21 protein-coding genes are annotated in these 17,577 nt (G+C 50.3%); 13 read left to right on the top strand and 8 right to left on the bottom strand.

Annotated elements, in window-relative coordinates; genetic code table 11:
- The first annotated feature begins 81 nt into the window (after window positions 1–81).
- A complete protein-coding gene (gene coaE / locus SE18_RS09565; protein ID WP_083469806.1) occupies window positions 82–690 on the top strand; it encodes a dephospho-CoA kinase in 609 nt (202 codons plus the stop codon).
- 19 nt (window positions 691–709) lie between these two features.
- Complete coding sequence (locus SE18_RS09560; RefSeq protein ID WP_054534222.1) at window positions 710–2,707, top strand: sensor histidine kinase; 1,998 nt, start codon at window positions 710–712, stop codon at window positions 2,705–2,707.
- Window positions 2,708–2,893: 186 nt separating this feature from the next.
- Here the strand turns inward: SE18_RS09560 and SE18_RS09555 are convergent, their stop codons facing one another.
- Window positions 2,894–3,220, bottom strand: coding sequence for a DMT family transporter (locus SE18_RS09555; protein WP_054534221.1), 327 nt, complete (start codon window positions 3,218–3,220; stop codon window positions 2,894–2,896).
- A gap of 177 nt (window positions 3,221–3,397) precedes the next feature.
- Here SE18_RS09555 and SE18_RS09550 point away from each other — a divergent pair, with 177 nt between their 5' ends.
- The 11 genes from SE18_RS09550 to SE18_RS09500 all read left to right on the top strand — a co-directional run bounded on the left by SE18_RS09550 (window position 3,398) and on the right by SE18_RS09500 (window position 11,701).
- Complete coding sequence (locus SE18_RS09550; RefSeq protein ID WP_054534220.1) at window positions 3,398–3,871, top strand: Lrp/AsnC family transcriptional regulator; 474 nt, start codon at window positions 3,398–3,400, stop codon at window positions 3,869–3,871.
- A 65-nt stretch (window positions 3,872–3,936) separates the two neighbouring features.
- Window positions 3,937–5,379: a VanW family protein gene (locus SE18_RS09545; RefSeq protein ID WP_054534219.1), complete on the top strand. Its 1,443-nt coding sequence runs from the start codon at window positions 3,937–3,939 to the stop codon at window positions 5,377–5,379.
- Window positions 5,380–5,453: 74 nt separating this feature from the next.
- Window positions 5,454–6,101: a hypothetical protein gene (locus SE18_RS09540; RefSeq protein WP_054534218.1), complete on the top strand. Its 648-nt coding sequence runs from the start codon at window positions 5,454–5,456 to the stop codon at window positions 6,099–6,101.
- Window positions 6,102–6,186: 85 nt separating this feature from the next.
- Window positions 6,187–7,104, top strand: coding sequence for a hypothetical protein (locus SE18_RS09535; protein WP_054534217.1), 918 nt, complete (start codon window positions 6,187–6,189; stop codon window positions 7,102–7,104).
- Window positions 7,105–7,236: 132 nt separating this feature from the next.
- Window positions 7,237–7,863: a hypothetical protein gene (locus SE18_RS09530; protein WP_054534216.1), complete on the top strand. Its 627-nt coding sequence runs from the start codon at window positions 7,237–7,239 to the stop codon at window positions 7,861–7,863.
- A gap of 14 nt (window positions 7,864–7,877) precedes the next feature.
- Window positions 7,878–8,486 (top strand): hypothetical protein, encoded by a 609-nt coding sequence (locus SE18_RS09525; protein ID WP_054534215.1) that lies wholly within the window; start codon window positions 7,878–7,880, stop codon window positions 8,484–8,486.
- A gap of 12 nt (window positions 8,487–8,498) precedes the next feature.
- Window positions 8,499–9,107: a hypothetical protein gene (locus tag SE18_RS09520; protein WP_054534214.1), complete on the top strand. Its 609-nt coding sequence runs from the start codon at window positions 8,499–8,501 to the stop codon at window positions 9,105–9,107.
- Between the two features lie 16 nt (window positions 9,108–9,123).
- The gene (locus SE18_RS09515) at window positions 9,124–9,435 is read left to right on the top strand and encodes a hypothetical protein (RefSeq protein ID WP_054534213.1); all 312 of its coding nucleotides are present in this window, start codon (window positions 9,124–9,126) and stop codon (window positions 9,433–9,435) included.
- 15 nt (window positions 9,436–9,450) lie between these two features.
- On the top strand, window positions 9,451–10,197 hold the full coding sequence (locus SE18_RS09510) for a hypothetical protein (protein ID WP_054534212.1): 747 nt from the start codon (window positions 9,451–9,453) through the stop codon (window positions 10,195–10,197).
- A gap of 13 nt (window positions 10,198–10,210) precedes the next feature.
- Window positions 10,211–10,915 (top strand): hypothetical protein, encoded by a 705-nt coding sequence (locus tag SE18_RS09505; RefSeq protein WP_054534211.1) that lies wholly within the window; start codon window positions 10,211–10,213, stop codon window positions 10,913–10,915.
- Window positions 10,916–10,987: 72 nt separating this feature from the next.
- The gene (locus SE18_RS09500; RefSeq protein ID WP_054534210.1) at window positions 10,988–11,701 is read left to right on the top strand and encodes a hypothetical protein; all 714 of its coding nucleotides are present in this window, start codon (window positions 10,988–10,990) and stop codon (window positions 11,699–11,701) included.
- On the opposite strand, the gene SE18_RS09495 is transcribed toward SE18_RS09500, so the two are convergent.
- The 7 genes from SE18_RS09495 to purH all read right to left on the bottom strand — a co-directional run bounded on the left by SE18_RS09495 (window position 11,698) and on the right by purH (window position 17,545).
- A complete protein-coding gene (locus tag SE18_RS09495) occupies window positions 11,698–12,621 on the bottom strand; it encodes a GAF domain-containing protein (RefSeq protein WP_054534209.1) in 924 nt (307 codons plus the stop codon). The genes SE18_RS09500 and SE18_RS09495 overlap by 4 nt on opposite strands.
- An 11-nt stretch (window positions 12,622–12,632) precedes the next feature.
- Entirely contained in the window at window positions 12,633–13,541 is a 909-nt protein-coding gene (locus SE18_RS09490; protein ID WP_054534208.1) for a GAF domain-containing protein, read from the bottom strand.
- Window positions 13,542–13,566: 25 nt separating this feature from the next.
- Window positions 13,567–13,947, bottom strand: a complete 381-nt coding sequence (locus SE18_RS09485; RefSeq protein WP_054534207.1) for an ACT domain-containing protein — start codon at window positions 13,945–13,947, stop codon at window positions 13,567–13,569.
- A 1-nt stretch (window position 13,948) separates the two neighbouring features.
- Window positions 13,949–14,539, bottom strand: a complete 591-nt coding sequence (locus SE18_RS09480; protein ID WP_054534206.1) for a B-box zinc finger protein — start codon at window positions 14,537–14,539, stop codon at window positions 13,949–13,951.
- 4 nt (window positions 14,540–14,543) lie between these two features.
- A complete protein-coding gene (locus tag SE18_RS09475; RefSeq protein ID WP_054534205.1) occupies window positions 14,544–15,311 on the bottom strand; it encodes a WecB/TagA/CpsF family glycosyltransferase in 768 nt (255 codons plus the stop codon).
- A 2-nt stretch (window positions 15,312–15,313) separates the two neighbouring features.
- Window positions 15,314–15,952, bottom strand: a complete 639-nt coding sequence (gene hisIE / locus SE18_RS09470; protein WP_054534204.1) for a bifunctional phosphoribosyl-AMP cyclohydrolase/phosphoribosyl-ATP diphosphatase HisIE — start codon at window positions 15,950–15,952, stop codon at window positions 15,314–15,316.
- A gap of 72 nt (window positions 15,953–16,024) precedes the next feature.
- Window positions 16,025–17,545 (bottom strand): bifunctional phosphoribosylaminoimidazolecarboxamide formyltransferase/IMP cyclohydrolase, encoded by a 1,521-nt coding sequence (purH, locus tag SE18_RS09465; RefSeq protein WP_054534203.1) that lies wholly within the window; start codon window positions 17,543–17,545, stop codon window positions 16,025–16,027.
- Window positions 17,546–17,577 lie beyond the last annotated feature (32 nt).

Here is a 17,577-nt window from a genome sequence, read left to right as displayed (position 1 = left end):
TTTGTGCTCTTCGTGTCCTTCGTGGTTAAAACTTAGCCTCATCCTTCATAATTCATAATTCATCCTTTGATAAGGGCTTGTATGTATCGAATTGGCTTAACTGGCAATATTGCATGTGGCAAGAGCACGGTTGTGGCAATGCTGCAAGAATTGGGCGCAGCAGTTTGCGATGCAGATGCAGTGGTGCATCAGGTACAAGCGCCTGATGGTAGCGCCTATCTGCCAATTGTTGAAGCCTTTGGGCTGGAGATTGTACACAATCAAACTTTAGGCCAGCCAATTAATCGCCAAGCCCTTGGCCAAATCGTTTTTGCTGATCAAGCCCAATTGCGGCGGTTGGAAGCCTTAGTGCATCCAGCAGTGCGCCAACATATTCTTGCTTGGCTGGAAACGCAGCAGCAATTGCGCACTAAAGTCGTCGTGATCGACGCAATTAAATTGATCGAAAGTGGCTATCCGGCCATGTGTGATGCAGTTTGGGTGGTCAGCGCCGACCCAGCAATCCAATTGGCGCGCTTGATCGAACACCGTGGAATGAGCGAAGCCGAAGCCTTGCTCCGGATTAATGCTCAAAATAGTCAGGCCGATAAAATCGCCGTTGCTGATGTTGTAATTGATAATAGCGGTTCGCTCGCGGATGCCCGCCGCCAAGTTGAACAAGCATTTTTGGCGATTCAACGCCATGATTAACCATAGTAAGGAGCCAGTTATGCGTGTTCTTGATGCCCCAACCAATCAAGCACGACCAACCCCACAACCCCGGTTAAGCCCAGCCATGAGCTTTAGCTTGGCAACGCTTGGCGTCTTTATTGGGGTTGGCTGGCTCTGGATTGCACCGCACTGGCTGGCATTATTGATTACGCTTGGATCGTTGGGCCTGTTGCTTGGCCAAGCGTGGACGAGCATTCAACGCACCGAACGCGAACGCACGGTGTTGGCTCAAGCTCATAGCGCCCTCGATAGCGAATATAACAGCATCCAAACTGATTATGCCACGCTCGAACGGGCCTACGAAGATTTGCAACAATCGCATCAACGCTTGCAACGCCGCATCGATGAACGCACCGCTGAGCGCGATCAATCGACCAATCAATTGCAAACCCTGCTTGATGATACTCGTTCGTATGTGGCTCAATTAACCGCCTTGAACGAAGTTTCAGTTGCCTTGAATGCAACCCTTGATCGCGATGAAGTATTGGCTTGTATCCTGCGCCAACTTGAACGCGTGGTTACCTTCGATAGCGCTTCGGTGCAGCAACTCGAAGATGATGAGTTGCAAGTAATTGCCGCCCGTGGAATGAACAACGAAGTCTATGATTTGCGGATTTCGGTGCCCGAAAATGAACTAGCGCGGCGGGTAGTTGGTTCGCCTGGGCCAGTGGTTTTGGGCGATGTGCGCAAAGATCCATCATTTGTGATGCAGCCTGGGCCAATTCGTTCATGGATCGGGGTTGCGTTGCGCGTTGGCGAACGCACGGTTGGAATTTTGACGATCGATAGCCATCGCGAAAATGCCTATACCGCCGATGATGGCCACTTAGTTGCCAATTTTGCCAATCAAGCAGCCTTGGCCTTGCACAATTCGCATCTATTTGCGGCAGCAGAACGACGGGCCACTGAAATGGCCTTGCTTTTGGAAATGACCCGCACGGTTGGCTCGACCTTGCACTTGCCCGAAGTTTTGCTGCGCGCCGCCGCCGCGATTGGCGAAGCCTTGCATGCAGAAGATGTCTTGGTTCTGTTGCTTGATGAACAGGGCGAGCGCTTGACTCCCCAAGCTGGCGCAATGGGCGACCACAATTATCTGCGCATGCGCTGGGCCAACCCAACCTCTCTGAGCAACGAGCCAACCTTGGCCAAAGTGATCAAGCAAGGCTGCGCGCGCGTGATTCATGCGGTTTCGCCCACGATTCCCTACCAAACCTTGTTGGCCTTGCCATTGAGCATCAAGGATCAAGTTTTAGGGGTTGTCTTGGTGGCAACACCTGATCGTGATGCGCCGTTTGGGCCGCAACAATTGGTTTTGGCCGAAGGCTTGGCAACCTCGGCAGCAATCGCGATTGAGCAAGCTCGCTTGTATGATCAAGCTCGGCGAGCGGCCCAAGCAGAAGAGCGTTCACGTTTGGCCCGTGAATTGCACGATTCTGTCACCCAAACCCTGTTTAGTATGACCTTGACGGCGGAGGCAGCTCGCGCCCAAGTGGAGCGCAACCCAGTACGCGCTGCCACCCAAATCGATCGCTTGAAAGCAGCAGCGCATCAATCGCTTGGTGAAATGCGCGAGTTGCTGCTGCAATTGCGGCCAACGCCGTTGCAAGAACATGGCATTATTAAATCGCTGCATGAACATATTGCCAGCTTGAATGCCCAAGACGTTGCCATTAATTTGGAATGCGAAGGCGAGGATTCGGTGCTCAGCCCAGCCCATGCTGCAGGTTTATATCGGATTGCTCAAGAAGCGATTTCAAATGCGTTACGCCATGCCCAAGCAACCAACGTGCGGGTCAGCTTCAGCTTTGCCAGCAAATCGACGACCTTGATGGTAAAAGATAATGGTTGCGGGTTTGACCCAGATTTATTGGAGCGCAGCGGGCGGCATTTGGGCCTAACCAGTATGTCGGAGCGCGCCGCAGAGCTTGGCGGCATGCTCGATGTCGATAGCGTGGTTGGCGAAGGGACGTGTTTAACCGTGCATTTGCATGGCTAAGTGCCGATATGTTATAGATGGTTTTGGTAAGTCTATGGATCGCCACCCTTTCGGCCCTCCCCTGGAGGGAAACGCAGGGGGTTTTCATCCCCCTGCACCCCCTAAAGGACAATTGGTGGCAATCCAGCATATTGAAGATCGATTGAAATCTTGTTGTTGAGGAACATCGATAACGCTTAATTGCAATTAGGCAGGCTTGCCACCCAACAATTTAAGCCCGATAATGCCTGCAACGATCATCACCAAACAAGCCAAGCGCAAAGGCTGGGCCGATTCATCAAACAGCCAAATGCCCAAAATAGCCGTGCCAGCAGTGCCAATTCCCGTCCAAATTGCATAAGCTGTGCCTAAGGGCAAATCGCGCAAGGCCAAGGCCAACAGGGCCATACTACCAATCAACATCACACCAGTTGCAATGCTTGAGCCGAGTTTGGTTAGCCCTTCGCTATATTTCAAGCCAACCGCCCAACCAATTTCCAACAAACCTGCCACGCCTAAATAAAACCAAGCCATTGTAAAACTCCTAAACATGGTAATGAAGCTCATGCAGCGTCGCATAGCCTAAATTAATCATTACTTCAGTGGTATGGAATGATCCTAACAAATTTGGGAACAAAATGCTGACGAAAAACGTCATTGTGCCAAACCCCGAAGAGTGTGTTTCGTCAGTCCACATTGGAGGAATACGTTATGACAATGGACGAGCTTGATCATGCCATTTTAGAAGTCTTGCAAACCGATGCCCGCCTCCCCAATCGGGCGATTGCCAGCAAAGTTGGCAGCAGCGAGCCAACCGTGCGCCGCCGCATCGAGCGCTTGGTCGAAGACGGTTTGATTAAGATTGTGGCAGTTGCTTCGCCCTATGCTTTAGGCTATCAAGTGGTGGCAATCATCGGCATGCAAATCGATCGCGCCTATCAACGCCAAATTGAGCAAGCCTTGTGCAATTTGCCAAATGTGCATTTTGTGGGCCTAACCTTGGGTAGTTATGATGTTGTTTTAGAAGCGTGGTTGCGCTCCACCGATGAGTTATTAGACCTTTTGGCCGACCATATTGCGCCCTTGCCAGGCGTCCAACGGGTTGAACCATGGCAAGTGTTGAAGCTGAGCAAATATAATTACGATTGGGGCAACCAGCCATCAATCAGCAATTCTCACCATTGACGCAAGCTTAACTGACGCGTACAATGGCCTAATACTGAATTACTAAGCAATTGGGAGAATAGACTATGCCAGGTCAACGTTGGCGGATTGTACCGTCACTGGTCTTGGGATTGGCACTCTTTGGGCTTGCCCCAGCAGTACCAACAGCTCCAGTTAGCGCTGCCGTGCAGGCTCAACAAACGACTGCATGGGAGCCATATCGCTATTTTCCGGCAACTGGCCACAACATCTCGTTTGAGGTAAAACGCTTCTACGAACGCCAAGGCGATCTTGAAGTGTTTGGCTTGCCATTAACCGAAGTGATTTGGGAGAATGGGTTTCAGGTGCAATATTTCGAGCGCGCACGCTTGGAGATTCACCCTGAAAATAAGGATACCGATTATTATATTTTGGCCACCCGCTTAGGTGCTGTTGCCGCCGAAGGCCGTGAGACTGAAGAGCCATTTGTTTGGCGCACTGGCCCAAGCTACGAAGGTGCAACATTCTATCCTGAGTCGGGGCACTCATTAGGCGGCGGCTTCCGCGATTATTGGACCAACCATGGTGGCTTGTATACCTTTGGCTACCCAATTAGCGAAGAGTTTTCCGAAGTTAACGCCGAAGATGGCCAAACCTATACGGTGCAATATTTTGAACGCGCCCGCATGGAATGGCACCCAGAGCACGCTGGCACCAAGTGGGAAGTTCAGCAAGGCTTGTTGGGCAAACAATACATCAACCGCATGGGCATTGATCAAAATTTGCTCAAGCCAGCCCGCGAAGTGCAAAAGCTTGGCGGGGCAACCACCTACTATCGCGGCTCGAACGCCGAACGGATTAATAACATCAAACGCTCGGCTGATCGCTTCAAAGGCATTACGGTCAAAGCTGGCCAAGTCTTTTCGTTCAACCAAAATGTTGGCGATGTTTCCGAAGAAGCTGGCTTTACCGATGGCTATGCCATTGTCAATGGGAAGCTCGAAAAAGTGGTTGGCGGAGGTTTATGTCAAGTTTCAACCACGATGTATCGGGCGGTCTTCAACAGCGGCTTGCCAATTGTCGAGCGCTACGGCCATAGCTACATCGTCTACTACTATGAAAATATTTTGGGCTTCGATGCCACCGTGTTCGTGCCAGAGGTTGATTTCCGCTGGAAGAACGATTTAGGCACCGATATTTTCATGTGGACGGATACCGACACTAGCGCAGGGCGGGTAACCTTCACCTTGTGGGGCTATGGCGATGGCCGTCGCGCCAGCATGGAAGGCCCAACCTATTCCAACGAGCAACAACCAGGCAAACCTGTTTGGCAATACGACAAAACCATGCGCCGTGGGGCAGTTGAGCAACTCGTCCATGGGCGGGCAGGCATGGATGTGACGATGTATCGCGTCATCACCAATGCCAATGGGTCAACCAATCGCGAGCGTTTCTTTACTCGCTACTACCCATGGGAAGATTTCTACTTGTACGGACCAGGAGTCAAGCCACCAGCAGGCGTGACAATTGCACCACCTCGCTATCCATAGGCATAATCCACGTTAAGCGAACAAACCAACGAGCGTCCTGAGGGCGCTCGTTGGCATATGCAGAGGAGAGAACGATGACAGATCAGCCACTAAGCAGCCAATTAAATGCTACACATAACCCCCAACAGCTTGATAATCAAACCCCAAGCTATCAGGTTGCAAGCCAAAACGTCAATCGGCCCAAACGTTGGCGCTGGTTTGGCTATAACGTACTGGCCTTCATGTTCGCTTTTGCAGTGTTCTATGGATTCGTGATTTGCATACTCATGGTCGCCGTGTATGAGCCCTTCAACCTTGACTGGATCGATAAACCAAGGCTGAACCCAACGCTTTCAATTGGGGTACCAGGGCTACTTATTGGCTTGAGTGCAATAGCTGGCTCTATTAAGCAACGCAATGGATTAAACAAACTTGTTTCGTTATGGCCATGGATGTTAAAAACTGGTTTGATTACAACCCTATTGAGCTGGGCAAGTGTAGCGATCTTTGTATTTATGCTTGAACCACTTTTTTTAATTAATAAAAATGCTGGTTTAATTAGTATGCTGCATTTCATCGCTAGTTTTGCCATTATTGCGTTTGCAACGGCATTAGCTCAACTTGCCGAAGTTAAAAAAATTGCCCATCGACCTACTGATTGGGTAAAAATCACGGTGTCAACGTGGACAGGCATTGCCATCAGCCTTGTTGGCTTAATCTCTATAATCTCATTGGCGCGCTAAATTGCATTAGTGCTACAATTCCTAGGCTTTTATTCCAAATTCAAGCCTGCGCAACGCGCTGATTGATCTATCAGGAGCTGTGTTTATGTCTGATCGCATTCCCCCAACCACACCGATACATCCAGCCAACCTAGACCAACCAATTCCAACCCAAGCCCTTCAGCCTCAAGTAACGCGGGCATTTGATGGCTCAAGCCAAGAGTTGCCAGCGAATCCAGCACCCTATGGCTATGGTCAGCAACAACCAGGTTATGGCCAACCGCAAGCACCCTATGGCCAACAACCAGGCTATGGTCAACCGCAAGCGCCCTATGGTTATCAACAACCAGGCTATGGTCAACCGCAAGCGCCCTATGGCTATCAGCAACAGCCAGTCGTCTATGGCAACCCTGGGTATATGGGGCCGCCACCGATTATGGCTGATATCAATGCACCAGACCGAGGGACACGCTGGGTGGGCATGAATGTGCTCGGTTTTTTTGTTGCAGCAACAATCTTCAGCAGCATCTTTTTTATCCTGGCGCTTATCGTTGCTGCCGAAGCAATCGACGCAACTTCAAATTTTCAGAATTTAGAAAATATCGACAATATAAATGTGATTGGCTTCTTTATATACGGTTTATCTGGCGCGATTACTGCCGCAGTTGTGGCCTTAATTCAACGTGGAGCCTTGCATAGCAAAGTTTCGTTGTGGCCATGGGTTGGCAAAACAGCACTCGCGGTTGGCATTTTACTCCCACTAAGCACGTTTCTCAGTGTGGAGCTACTTCAGCTGTTGCCAATTAGCGAAGGCAATTTTTTGATTTATCTGCTCATGGTAACTTTTATTTTTGCCATGACCGCGTTTGGAACTGCCTTCGTGCAGTATCTTGAAGTGCAAGAGGTTGCCAATCGGCCAATGCAATGGCTGATCACGACTGGGCTAACTTGGACTATCCTTGGTGGGTTGCTGGTTGGCGGGGTGTTTGGCTTTTTTGCTATGGCACTTGCAGGAGAAATCTAAACCACCGCCAGGAGAGAGCTGCGCCGAATTGAGTCTAGCGACGATCAAGCTTGGGTTTCCTCAGCTATAGAGAGAGGAAACCCAGCGCATCAGATCAATGAGTAGCCCTAAATGATGAGAAGGGAGGCTTTTATGCTCGAACCACCGCTTAATCCTCAGCAGCGAGCAAATGTCGATTCGACCCAAGGTTATCGGGTGCCAACTGCGCCGCTAACCAACCTCAATCAGCCAAATCGTTGGAAATGCTGGGTTGCAGTTAATGGCGTGGCTTGCATTGGCGCAATCATACTCTTTCCAATTATTGGGATCATGGCTATTTTTATCCAAAACATGCACCGCTTGATATTTGACCAGCTAGCCAGCGACAATCACTTATTTTTTATACTCGGTTTGGGAATCATGGCAACATTAACCGCCATTCCCGTCGCCATGATTCAACATACAGCCTTTGGCGCTGCGATCCCACGTCGGCCATGGGTCGTCAAATCGGCCTTGACAGCTGGGCTGCTGCTACCAACAAGTATCTTTTTGGCTCAGTTTAGCCTCCAAAGCCTCAACCAGCATTACGGTTTCACGCTGATTATTTCCTTATTGATCGTTTTTAGCATAACCTCGTTTGGCACAGCATTAATTCAAGGGCTTGAAATTCAAGCTGTTGTCGAATATCCGCTCGATTGGGTTTGGATCAGCAGTTTAACCTGGAGCAGCATGAGCATCCTACTTGGCAGCCTGCTCCTTGCATTGGTGGTGCTCCTATGATGGAGCAAGACACGATGACCAATTCAGATGACCAAGCAGCGCGCGCGGATTCGCCCCAAGGCTATCAGGTTCCAGCCACGCGCTTGCCTGAGAGGAATCAAGCAAGCCGTAAGAAGCGCTGGATTGGCATCAACTGTTTTGCCTTTGTTGTAAGTTGTCTGCTCTTGCCACTGTTTGCAATCGCTATGATGTTTGGATTGGATGGATTACATATTTCTCTCGCCAACAGCCAACATCAGCTAGCCACTGGATTCGTGCTACTAGCTAGCGTTGGTCTGCCAATCTTCACAACGATCTATCTGGCAAGTATGCTGCAATGGGTTGTCACACGGGAAATCAAGTGGCAAAGCTGGAGCCTCAAAAGCGCAACCGTTGGCACAAGCGCCTTGCTCACTAGCACGCTTGTAATGCTTCTGCTGCCAATAAATAGTGAATTGTTTAGCTTGCTGACTTTTGGGTTTACTTCATGCCTCATTAGCGTGGTGCAATGGCTTGAACTGCGCAAAACCATCGATCAAGCATGGCACTGGATCGTTGTGACGACGCTAGCATGGACAACTTTAGGCACGCTCGTGATTGGCTTTGGGCTTGGGCAAGGATTAGCACCCTTGAGTGATTGGTAAGGAGGTAAGCTGATGAGTGAAGAGCCGCAACCGCCACTTAACCCAACGAAACCGACATATCACGTGCCATCAGCCCCACTTGCAGATCCTGATCGATCGCCTAGCGTGGGAGGGTGGATTGGCATGCATTGTTTAGTATTCGGGCTGAGCTGCTTGATCTTTCCCATCTTAGTAGTTGGCTGCGTCCTTATCCTAGCGGCGTTCGATCAGTCTTCATCACCTACCCAAGCACCACTATCCGATGGTTTTAAACTCATCTTTGTAGTAGGTATTCCTGCATTTATCACCATCTATGCTGCAAGTCTGTTGCTGTGGGCTGTGGTTGGTGATGATGTTCAACGTGCGAGCTGGGTTAACAACAGCGCCATCGTTGGCACGATCGGCTTGCTTGCTTGGCTCTCCACTAAGCAGCCCATTAAATTCTCAGCACTTGACGACTATACCTTATTCGTATTTCAGAGCTTTGCGCTTACCTCCAGCATTATTGGCTGGGTGCAATGGCTTGAACTGCGCAAAACCATTGATCATGCATGGCAGTGGCCGCTGATCACAATTGGCATGTGGACAGGTTTGGGCACGATGACAATTGGATTTGGAATCCATGGATTGATCTTCCGCTAACCCTAGGAGCAACCGTATGAGCGAAGAACAAACCCCAATTGAGCCAGCGCAACCAATTATTAACATCGATAGCCAAGAACCAATCATCACCATCAGCCAACCCTATGAGTATGGTCGCCATCCATATCCATATAATCAGCGACTCAAACCCAACAATGATCCGCAACTCGGTTATTTTGTACCAGCAATCGTTGATACCCGGGGTCAGCAAGCGAAACGCTGGGGCTGCGCGTTTGTTTATGTCTTGCTAGCAATCATGGCCAGCTGTATCATCGTGCCGATTCTGTGTATCTTAATTTTCATCCTGAGAGCATTATTCGCAGGCTAGCCCAAGGAGCAGCAGATGCCTGAACAACGACAACCATCGCTCACAGCGACCAAGCACTCGCGATCAAGCGCCACACAAGCTTCAGTGCAGCAGCAACCTCAGGCAGATCCAATTCATAAATCAGCCCATGACTATAGCGTACCAGCAAGCATTGTGAGCATGATCAATGCGCCGCAGCGTTGGCAGCGCTGGGTTGGCTACAACATGGCTGGCTTTCTATTGAGTTGTGGCCTGATTCCCGCTGGAAATGTGTTTATAGTATGGGTTTTGGATATAGTACCGATTGATGTGGAACACTCATTAGCGATGCTTGATTTTAGCGCTAACGCATTTCTAAGCATGCTAATTCAGTTTGGTGTACCACTTATGATGAATATCAGCGTTGTTAGTTTACTTCAGCGTTCAGCCTTAGATTTTCAAGTTCGCGCTAAGCCATGGGTTATTGGCAGTGTGCTTAGCGGGATCGCTGGATTTTATTCGACGCTCATCCTCATTGAGTTAATCGGCGATCAACTCAAATTCATGCCAACCCTCCAGCTGCATATTTTGAGCATTTTTACTCTATGTTTCGTCATATCAACAGGAATTGGGCTTTTTCAATGGTCGCAACTTAGGAGCATCGCTAGCAACGCTTGGCACTGGCCAGTGATATCGGGCGCAACCTGGATTAGCCTTACCCTATTGGTGCTTGGACTGATCGCATATGTGGTGAGTATTTTTAACCAATGCCTACCACGGCCAAGCCCATGGAGTTACTGCTAAATTGGAGAATTCAATGATCATTTCCGCAGATGCATTCTATCATGCAATTTTGTTCCAAGATTATGCGACAATTCGTTCAGCAATTGACGCAGGATTTGACGTTAACGGCCTTTGCAGCAACGGGCGCACTTCGTTTGTGCAAGCTGCCCAACCAGCGAAAGATTTGGTAATTCTGAGAATGCTCTACGAGGCTGGTGCAGTCCCAGATACTCCTTGGTTGGAAGAGCTTTTTAATGATTTTGCCAATGGCATCGAGCAGGTCAAAGCTCCAAGTCCCTGCGTCGACGCAGGAACTCCCGACTTTACCGACGAATTTACAGTTGCCCGCTTTGAATATCAAGCGGGAATGTTGTATTTTTCCGAGGTAAGCAGCGATATAAAAATCAAAATTAAACCATTTATTCTTGAAGGTGAGTGTGTTAAAACTTCAATTCGAGCTGATGGAATCGCCCTGCCACCAACACTTGATGAGCTGCCAGATCGAACATTCAATTTTCCATTCAATCCTGATGATGGGTATATCGACGCATCGATCTATCTTTGTTATGGTCATAATTCCGTCAATATTAGCTCCATTAGCTTCAAAAACCTCACACCCGATAAGCAACAGATCGATGCAGTTATCGAGATGATCTTTGTGTTTGATGAGATAATTCCTGGCTATCCAACCGAAGCCCAAACCCTCGAAATATCCTTGGCAATTCAAACGATCGATTGATCGTCTCTCATCAGCACAGGTAATTAAGCTCTAGGGTGAGTTGATAAGCGAGACTAATTGCAGGAGCAGCAGATGCCTGAAGAACCACCATACCAAGCTGAAACCCAGCCATCGCCGAACTCAAATGCTGGCTATCAAGCCTATAATCAACAGCCAGCGCAACCAAGCTATAGCTCGCAACCACGCTATATTGTGCCAAATGCAACCAATAACTACTTCGATGCGCCGCAGCGTTGGCAGCGCTGGGTTGGTTACAATGCACTGGCCTTTGGCCTGAGTTGCGGAATTATGCCCTTGGGATGTTGCATTATGTCGATAATGGCTACGGTGCTGCGCCATGGATTGCAGGAATTAGCCAATAATCCGCGCTTTAACATCACTGAAGGAGGGGCAATCTTTATCTTGCTGAGTTTCCCGCTCTTTTTCACCATCTGTATCGCAAGCCTCATCCAACGAGCAGCTTTGGATAACCAAGTGCCAGCCAGCCGCTGGATGCTTGGCAGTGCCTTGAGTGGCATTGTTGCGATGGTTCTCGCAATGCTGTTGATTGGCGCGATCGCAGCGTTGCAGAACCTCGACTTCACGCCAACAAGCTATATCTTAAGTATCATTGGGATATTTGCTGGCACATCAGCAGGGATTGGCTTTTTTCAGTGGTGGCAATTGCGCAACATTATGCTCAAGGCTTGGCACTGGCCGCTAATTGCAGGCGCAACCTGGACTGGACTGGGAACCTTGGTGCTTGGGCTGGGCTTCAGCTATATTTATGTTCGCTTAAAAAGTTAGCCAATACCCAACATGGCCAAACCCATGGGCAAATCACGGGCGGTGCGAATATTTTTGAGATGAATCCCAGCCCGAATCAAGCCTTCGATCAAGCTTGGGCGCAAGCCAATCAGCATGCTTTTGGCCCCGATCAGTTCAATCGCTTTGACAATCGTACTAATTGCTTGAATCGCATCGGGATCGAAGGTCAGCAGGCCGCTGCCATCAAGCAACACATGCTCACAACCCCGCTCGCGCAAGGTTTCAAGAATCGTCTGGGTGAGGTTTTCCCAACGCAAGCGATCGAGCACGCCAATTAATGGCACAATCAACACATCATCGGAAAGCGGGATGCGGGGAATATCAAGCTCACTCACTTCAAGCTCTAGCTCAGCCAACACTTGGGCGTTATCGAGCGCCAAGGCCACTGAACTAGCGACCGTGGTCAACAAGGCTTCTTCAAACTCGCCATACAAAGCTGCTTGGTAACTTTGAATATTCAAAACCCCAATAAAATCATCGCCAATCAGCAATGGCACGCTCATCCAAGCGCGTGAGCGTTTTTCTGTTTGGCCAAAGCTACGAGTATTTTCGATGCTAAATCGTTTGCTCAAATCTTCATGTAAATCATCAAAACGGATCAATTGTCGATTGGCAATAATCCAAGCCACAACTTTGGAGCGCCGATAATCCCACGTATACGGCTCAGTTTTCTCAATTTCCCCGTCAATCGAATAAATTGTTTGCATGATATCGGTTTTGGGCTGATAGTGCTCAATAAAACCTGCATCAAATTGCAACACGTTATGCAATTGCTGAAAAATGGTGCGACACACATCAGCCAAATCGCGCGGCAGCAAAATTGCCCGAATCAATTCGTGAATCGCCACAACTGTTTGGGCAACCGGCTGATGATGGCGGCTGCCTTCATACACACTCATACACACCTCGCTCAAATTTGGCGCTTGAGATAACGCAAGCTTTGCTGCACATCACGCACAATCACCACGTTATGCTGGCTAAGAATTGGGCTAAGCACTGCGCTATTTTCAGCTTGCACCCCGCTAATGATGCAGGTTGCACCCAATAAGCGCAACGCACCAATCAATTTGTTGAACAAGCCCGTTGCTTGGGGGTCGAATGAGCGCATGCCAGTTAAATCGAGCACAATATAGCGGATGCGCTGGCGCTCGACATGGCCCAAAAGAATCGTTTGCAGAATGCGTAGGCGCTGCTGATCAACCCGCCCAATCACGGGTACGATCCATAAGTGTTGATCAACCGGAATCGTCGGGGCGCTCAGGGCCAAGCGCAAAACTTCCAATTCTTCGATGCGCTGAATTTGATTAATTGTGGTGGCGAGCATTAAACTGAGGGTTTGCAACAGCTGCAATTCACGCTCGCCATAGGCCGCCAATTCGTGATGTTGAATCGTGACCAAGCCCAAAACTTGGCTGCCAAGCATAATTGGCAAGCCCAGCCAGCTACAACTAGCATGATGAAAATCGGCTCCCAGCGCATGCTCAAGATTAATCTCGCTATGGCTCGCGTTATAAATATCGTCAAAGAGCAGCGGCTTTTTGTGGCGCAAAATCCAAGCGCTCGGTGTATGCTGCTTGAGCGTAACTGGCTCATCAGCAAAACTGCCGCGTCGATGGGCAATCACATATACATGGCGCAAGGCTTGTTGCTGATCAAAAAAGCTGATCGTGCCATGATCAATCGGCACAACCTGCTCAAGCAAATGATAAAACGCTTCGTAAATCACAAAGCGATCGCGGGTGCGATGAATAACTTGGCCAAACTCTTGAATACATTCCAACTCAGCGCGTGCCCGTACCAACGCCTCAGTCGTCGGCATAGCTCAAATCCTTCAGCTCCACGGTTCAGCTAATCGTATGTCCAGCCGCCGTCAAGACTGCCACAGCTTCGCCAAATTCGTGCTCGCGAAGCAAAAGATAATCGGTATCGTAGGTTGATAGGACAAAAATGCTGATCTGGGCTTGAGCTAGCGGCGCTGCTAAACTGGCCAAAATCCCGACTTGGCTAAAATCTAAGCTGCCTGCCACCCGCAAGCCACGCCAATTGCGCTCGGCCTGCACTGTTGCTGGCACAAACTGGCGTTCACAAACGATCGAAAGCTCGTCGCTGGTGCGGCTTATGCTTACAAACGGGCTTTGCATCGCCCATTCAGGCCATGGCTGGTCAACTTCCAACCGAGCCACTGCCAGCACTTCAGGGTAGTTTATTAATGATAATTGATGCATGTTACTCGCGGACTCGTTGAGCAGCAAAGAGCGCTCCCAACACCACAAAAAAGCCATTCGACAAGGTTAGGCCAAGGTACCGCCGCGAAATTGATTCGCCAAGATAGAGGCTCCATTGGCTTGGATTAATGTCGTTGCTCACGCCCAACGTCCAAAGCAGCGCGACGATTGCCGCCAACACCACGCCTGCGCCTGCAATCCACATCAGTTGCGGATTGCGCCGCTCGTTGGAGATTCGGCCAACCACTTCGCCGCTCACGAGGCTAATTGCAAACACAAACCAAAAACTCCAATCACCCCAGCCACCAACCAAGCGAAATTGGCCCCAAGCAATCCCACCAAGAATCGCCACGCCTAGCATAGCCGCAATCGCTTTGAAATATTGCTGGCTGGTAACTTGGCTCAGCAAGGTTGGCACATAATAGCCAGTACGGCCAGCGACTGCGCCAGTACAATCGGGGCAACGCCAACCAACGGGCGTGCGCACTGCGCAACGGCCACAAATTGGGTTCAAACATTTCGAGCAGCGTAAGAGCGTCGCCTCTTTGGGGTGATTAACACAAAATAACTCTTCTTCTACGGTTGTTTGCATAGATTTAGCCTCGTTTGATGCGTTGAGCTTCGCGCCAAGCCGCCCAACCAAAAAGCACCACCGCAGTGAAAATGCGCCGCCACCGCTGTGGATGCCGAATTAATCGCCATAACCATTCTAGCCCAAATTTACGCATCCATTGCGGCGCACGCGGACGCAATCCCGCCAGATCATCAAACGTGCCACCAACGCCGATTCCCAATTTAATCCCTAATTCAGCGCCATAGCGCCGAATCCACAAATCTTGGGCTGGCGCACCATAGGCCACCAACACAATCTCTGGCTGAGTGCGCCGAATTTCAGCAGCAATCGCTGCTTGATCTGGTTCGCGCGGCGAGCCAGCCCAGGTGCCAACAATTTGGCAATGAGGATAGCGCGCTTGAAGCACCGCTGCTGCTTTGGCGGCAACGCCATCGGCAGCGCCCAGCAAAAAGATTTTCCAGCCACGCGTGGCGCTTTCGGCAGCCAAGCGCTCGGTCAAATCAATGCCAGTTACTTTGGCCCGCAGCTGTTTGCCTTGCCAGCGCGCCGCATGCAGCAAGCCAGTGCCATCGGGAACCGACAGGCTGGTTGCTGCTAAGGTAGCGCGAAAGGCCACATTATTTTGGGCCGCCATCACAAACTCAGGGTTAACCGTCGCAATTTGATGCACGCCGCCAGCAGCCAACATTGCCGCAATCAAATCGATCGTTTCATCCATGGTTACGTCGTCAACCCGCACCCCAAGAACATCGATCGAAGCCACATCTGCTGGACGTTGAAAACTTGGCATAGCTATTGTTTTTCCTCGCGTTGGCGGCCATGGCGTTCGCGCAAGGTAAACCACACATCTTCTGGCGACACACCTTGATTGAGCAAGAGCACAAACAAGTGATAGATCAAATCGCTTGCTTCGTTGCGCAGCTCATCTGGATTGCCATTTTTGGCCGCAATAATCACCTCAGCTGATTCCTCACCGATTTTCTTGCCAATTTTATCAACGCCTTTTTCCAGCAAGTAGGTGGTGTATGAGCCAATCGGGCGGGTTTGCTCGCGTTCACGCAAAAATTCAAACAATTGGCTGACGAAGGCTAACGGCACAGCGCTACCTTCGCGTTTGGTGCCATCAAGTGTGGTATGAAAGCACGAGCGTTCGCCAGTGTGACAGGTTGGGCCGCTTGGCTCGGCCAAAATCAATAAGGCATCGTTATCGCAATCGGTGCGGGCCGCGATAAATTTTAATACATTGCCGCTGGTTTCGCCCTTGGTCCATAATTCTTGACGCGAACGGCTCCAAAAAGTCACCAAGCCGCTGGTTTGGGTTTTAGCCAGCGCTTCGGCGTTCATATAGCCAACCATCAAGACCTCGCCGCTACGGGCATGCTGCACCACAGCCGGAATCAGGCCTTGGCTATCGTAGGTTAGTTCGACCATAACATCACTTTCTTTCAGATAAAAAGAGGCCAGCGAGGCCGCAAACCGACCAGCGCTGGCCTGTCGTTGATTTTAGTGTTTGAAGTGGCGCGTAGCAGTGAAAATCATCGTAATGCCTGCGGCGTTGGCAGCAGCAATTACTTCAGCATCACCTTGCGAGCCGCCAGGCTGCACAATCGCGCTCACGCCCGCCTCAATCGCCGCCTGAATGCCATCGGCTTTGGGAAAGAAGGCATCGGAAGCCAGCACACTGCCCTTGGCCCGCTCACCAGCCTTGCGAATTGCGGTCAACACCGAATCGACCCGCGATGGCTGGCCTGCGCCCATGCCAACCAATTCTTCGCCTTGCACCAGCACAATTGCATTCGATTTGACGCTGGCACACGCTTTCCAAGCAAATTGCAAGGCTGCCAGTTGGTCGTCGCTGGGCACGGTTTCAGTGACAACCTGCCATGCTTCTAAATTATCATTGCCAACCCGATCGACATGCTGAGCCAAAATACCGCCGCCAATGCTCCGATATTCCCAATCGTTGTTGGCCGAGCGGCTGGTATCGACGCTCAACAAGCGCAAATTGGGCTTTTCAGCCAAAATCGTCAAGGCTTCAGGGCTAAAGGCTGGGGCAATAATCACTTCGTAAAAATATTTTTTCAGCACATTGGCCAAGGCCTGATCAACCGGACGATTGACCCCGACAATGCCGCCAAAGGCCGAAAGTGGATCACCAGCCCGTGCCGCTTTGTGCGCCGCCACCAAATCCTCTGCCGAAGCAAGACCACAAGGATTCGTATGCTTGATGATCGCCACGGTTGGCTGATCGAAATTTTGCAGAACTTGCAAAGTTGCATCTGCATCGAGCAAATTGTTGTACGAAAGCTCTTTGCCTTGATGTTGCAGCGCTTGGGCCAAGGTGTTGGCGGCAGCATTCGGAGCACGATAAAAGGCCGCTGCTTGATGCGGATTCTCGCCATAGCGCAATGATTGAGCCAATTCCCAGGCTAAGGGCAATTGTTGCGGGAAAGTTTCGTCGGTCAGGTACGCGGCGATCGCGCTATCGTAGGCAGCCGTGTGGGCAAACGCTTTAGCAGCCAATTGGCGCCGCAGTTCGGGGGTAATTTGCTGGTTGCGCAAGGCCTCTAACACCCGTGGATAATCGGCAGGATCGATCACGATCAGCACATGAGCATGATTTTTGGCCGAAGCGCGCACCATGGTTGGGCCACCAATGTCAATCTGCTCAATCGCTTCTTCCAAGCTCACATCTGGCTTGGCAATGGTTTGGGCAAACGGATAGAGGTTGACCACCACCAAATCGATCAAGCCGATGTGGTGTTCACTTAATTGGGCAACGTGGGAAGGTTTATCGCGGCGCGCCAAAATCCCGGCGTGCACGCCGGGATGCAAGGTTTTAACCCGACCTTCCAAAATTTCTGGAAAGCCAGTCAAATCGCTGACGCTGCGCACTGGCACGCCAGCACTTACCAAGGCCGATTTCGTGCCGCCAGTTGAAAATAATTCGATGCCCAAATCGCTCAAGCCCTGAGCAAAATCCGCCAACCCCGACTTATCTGAAACACTAACAATAGCTCGCATGAACCAAAGCTCCATTCGCGGTGTACATAGGG

Origin of the sequence: Herpetosiphon geysericola (assembly GCF_001306135.1) — a bacterium.
GTDB lineage: Bacteria > Chloroflexota > Chloroflexia > Chloroflexales > Herpetosiphonaceae > Herpetosiphon > Herpetosiphon geysericola.
The sequence above is the reverse complement of the archived record's forward strand: the minus strand, read 5'-3'. Positions and strand labels throughout refer to the sequence as shown.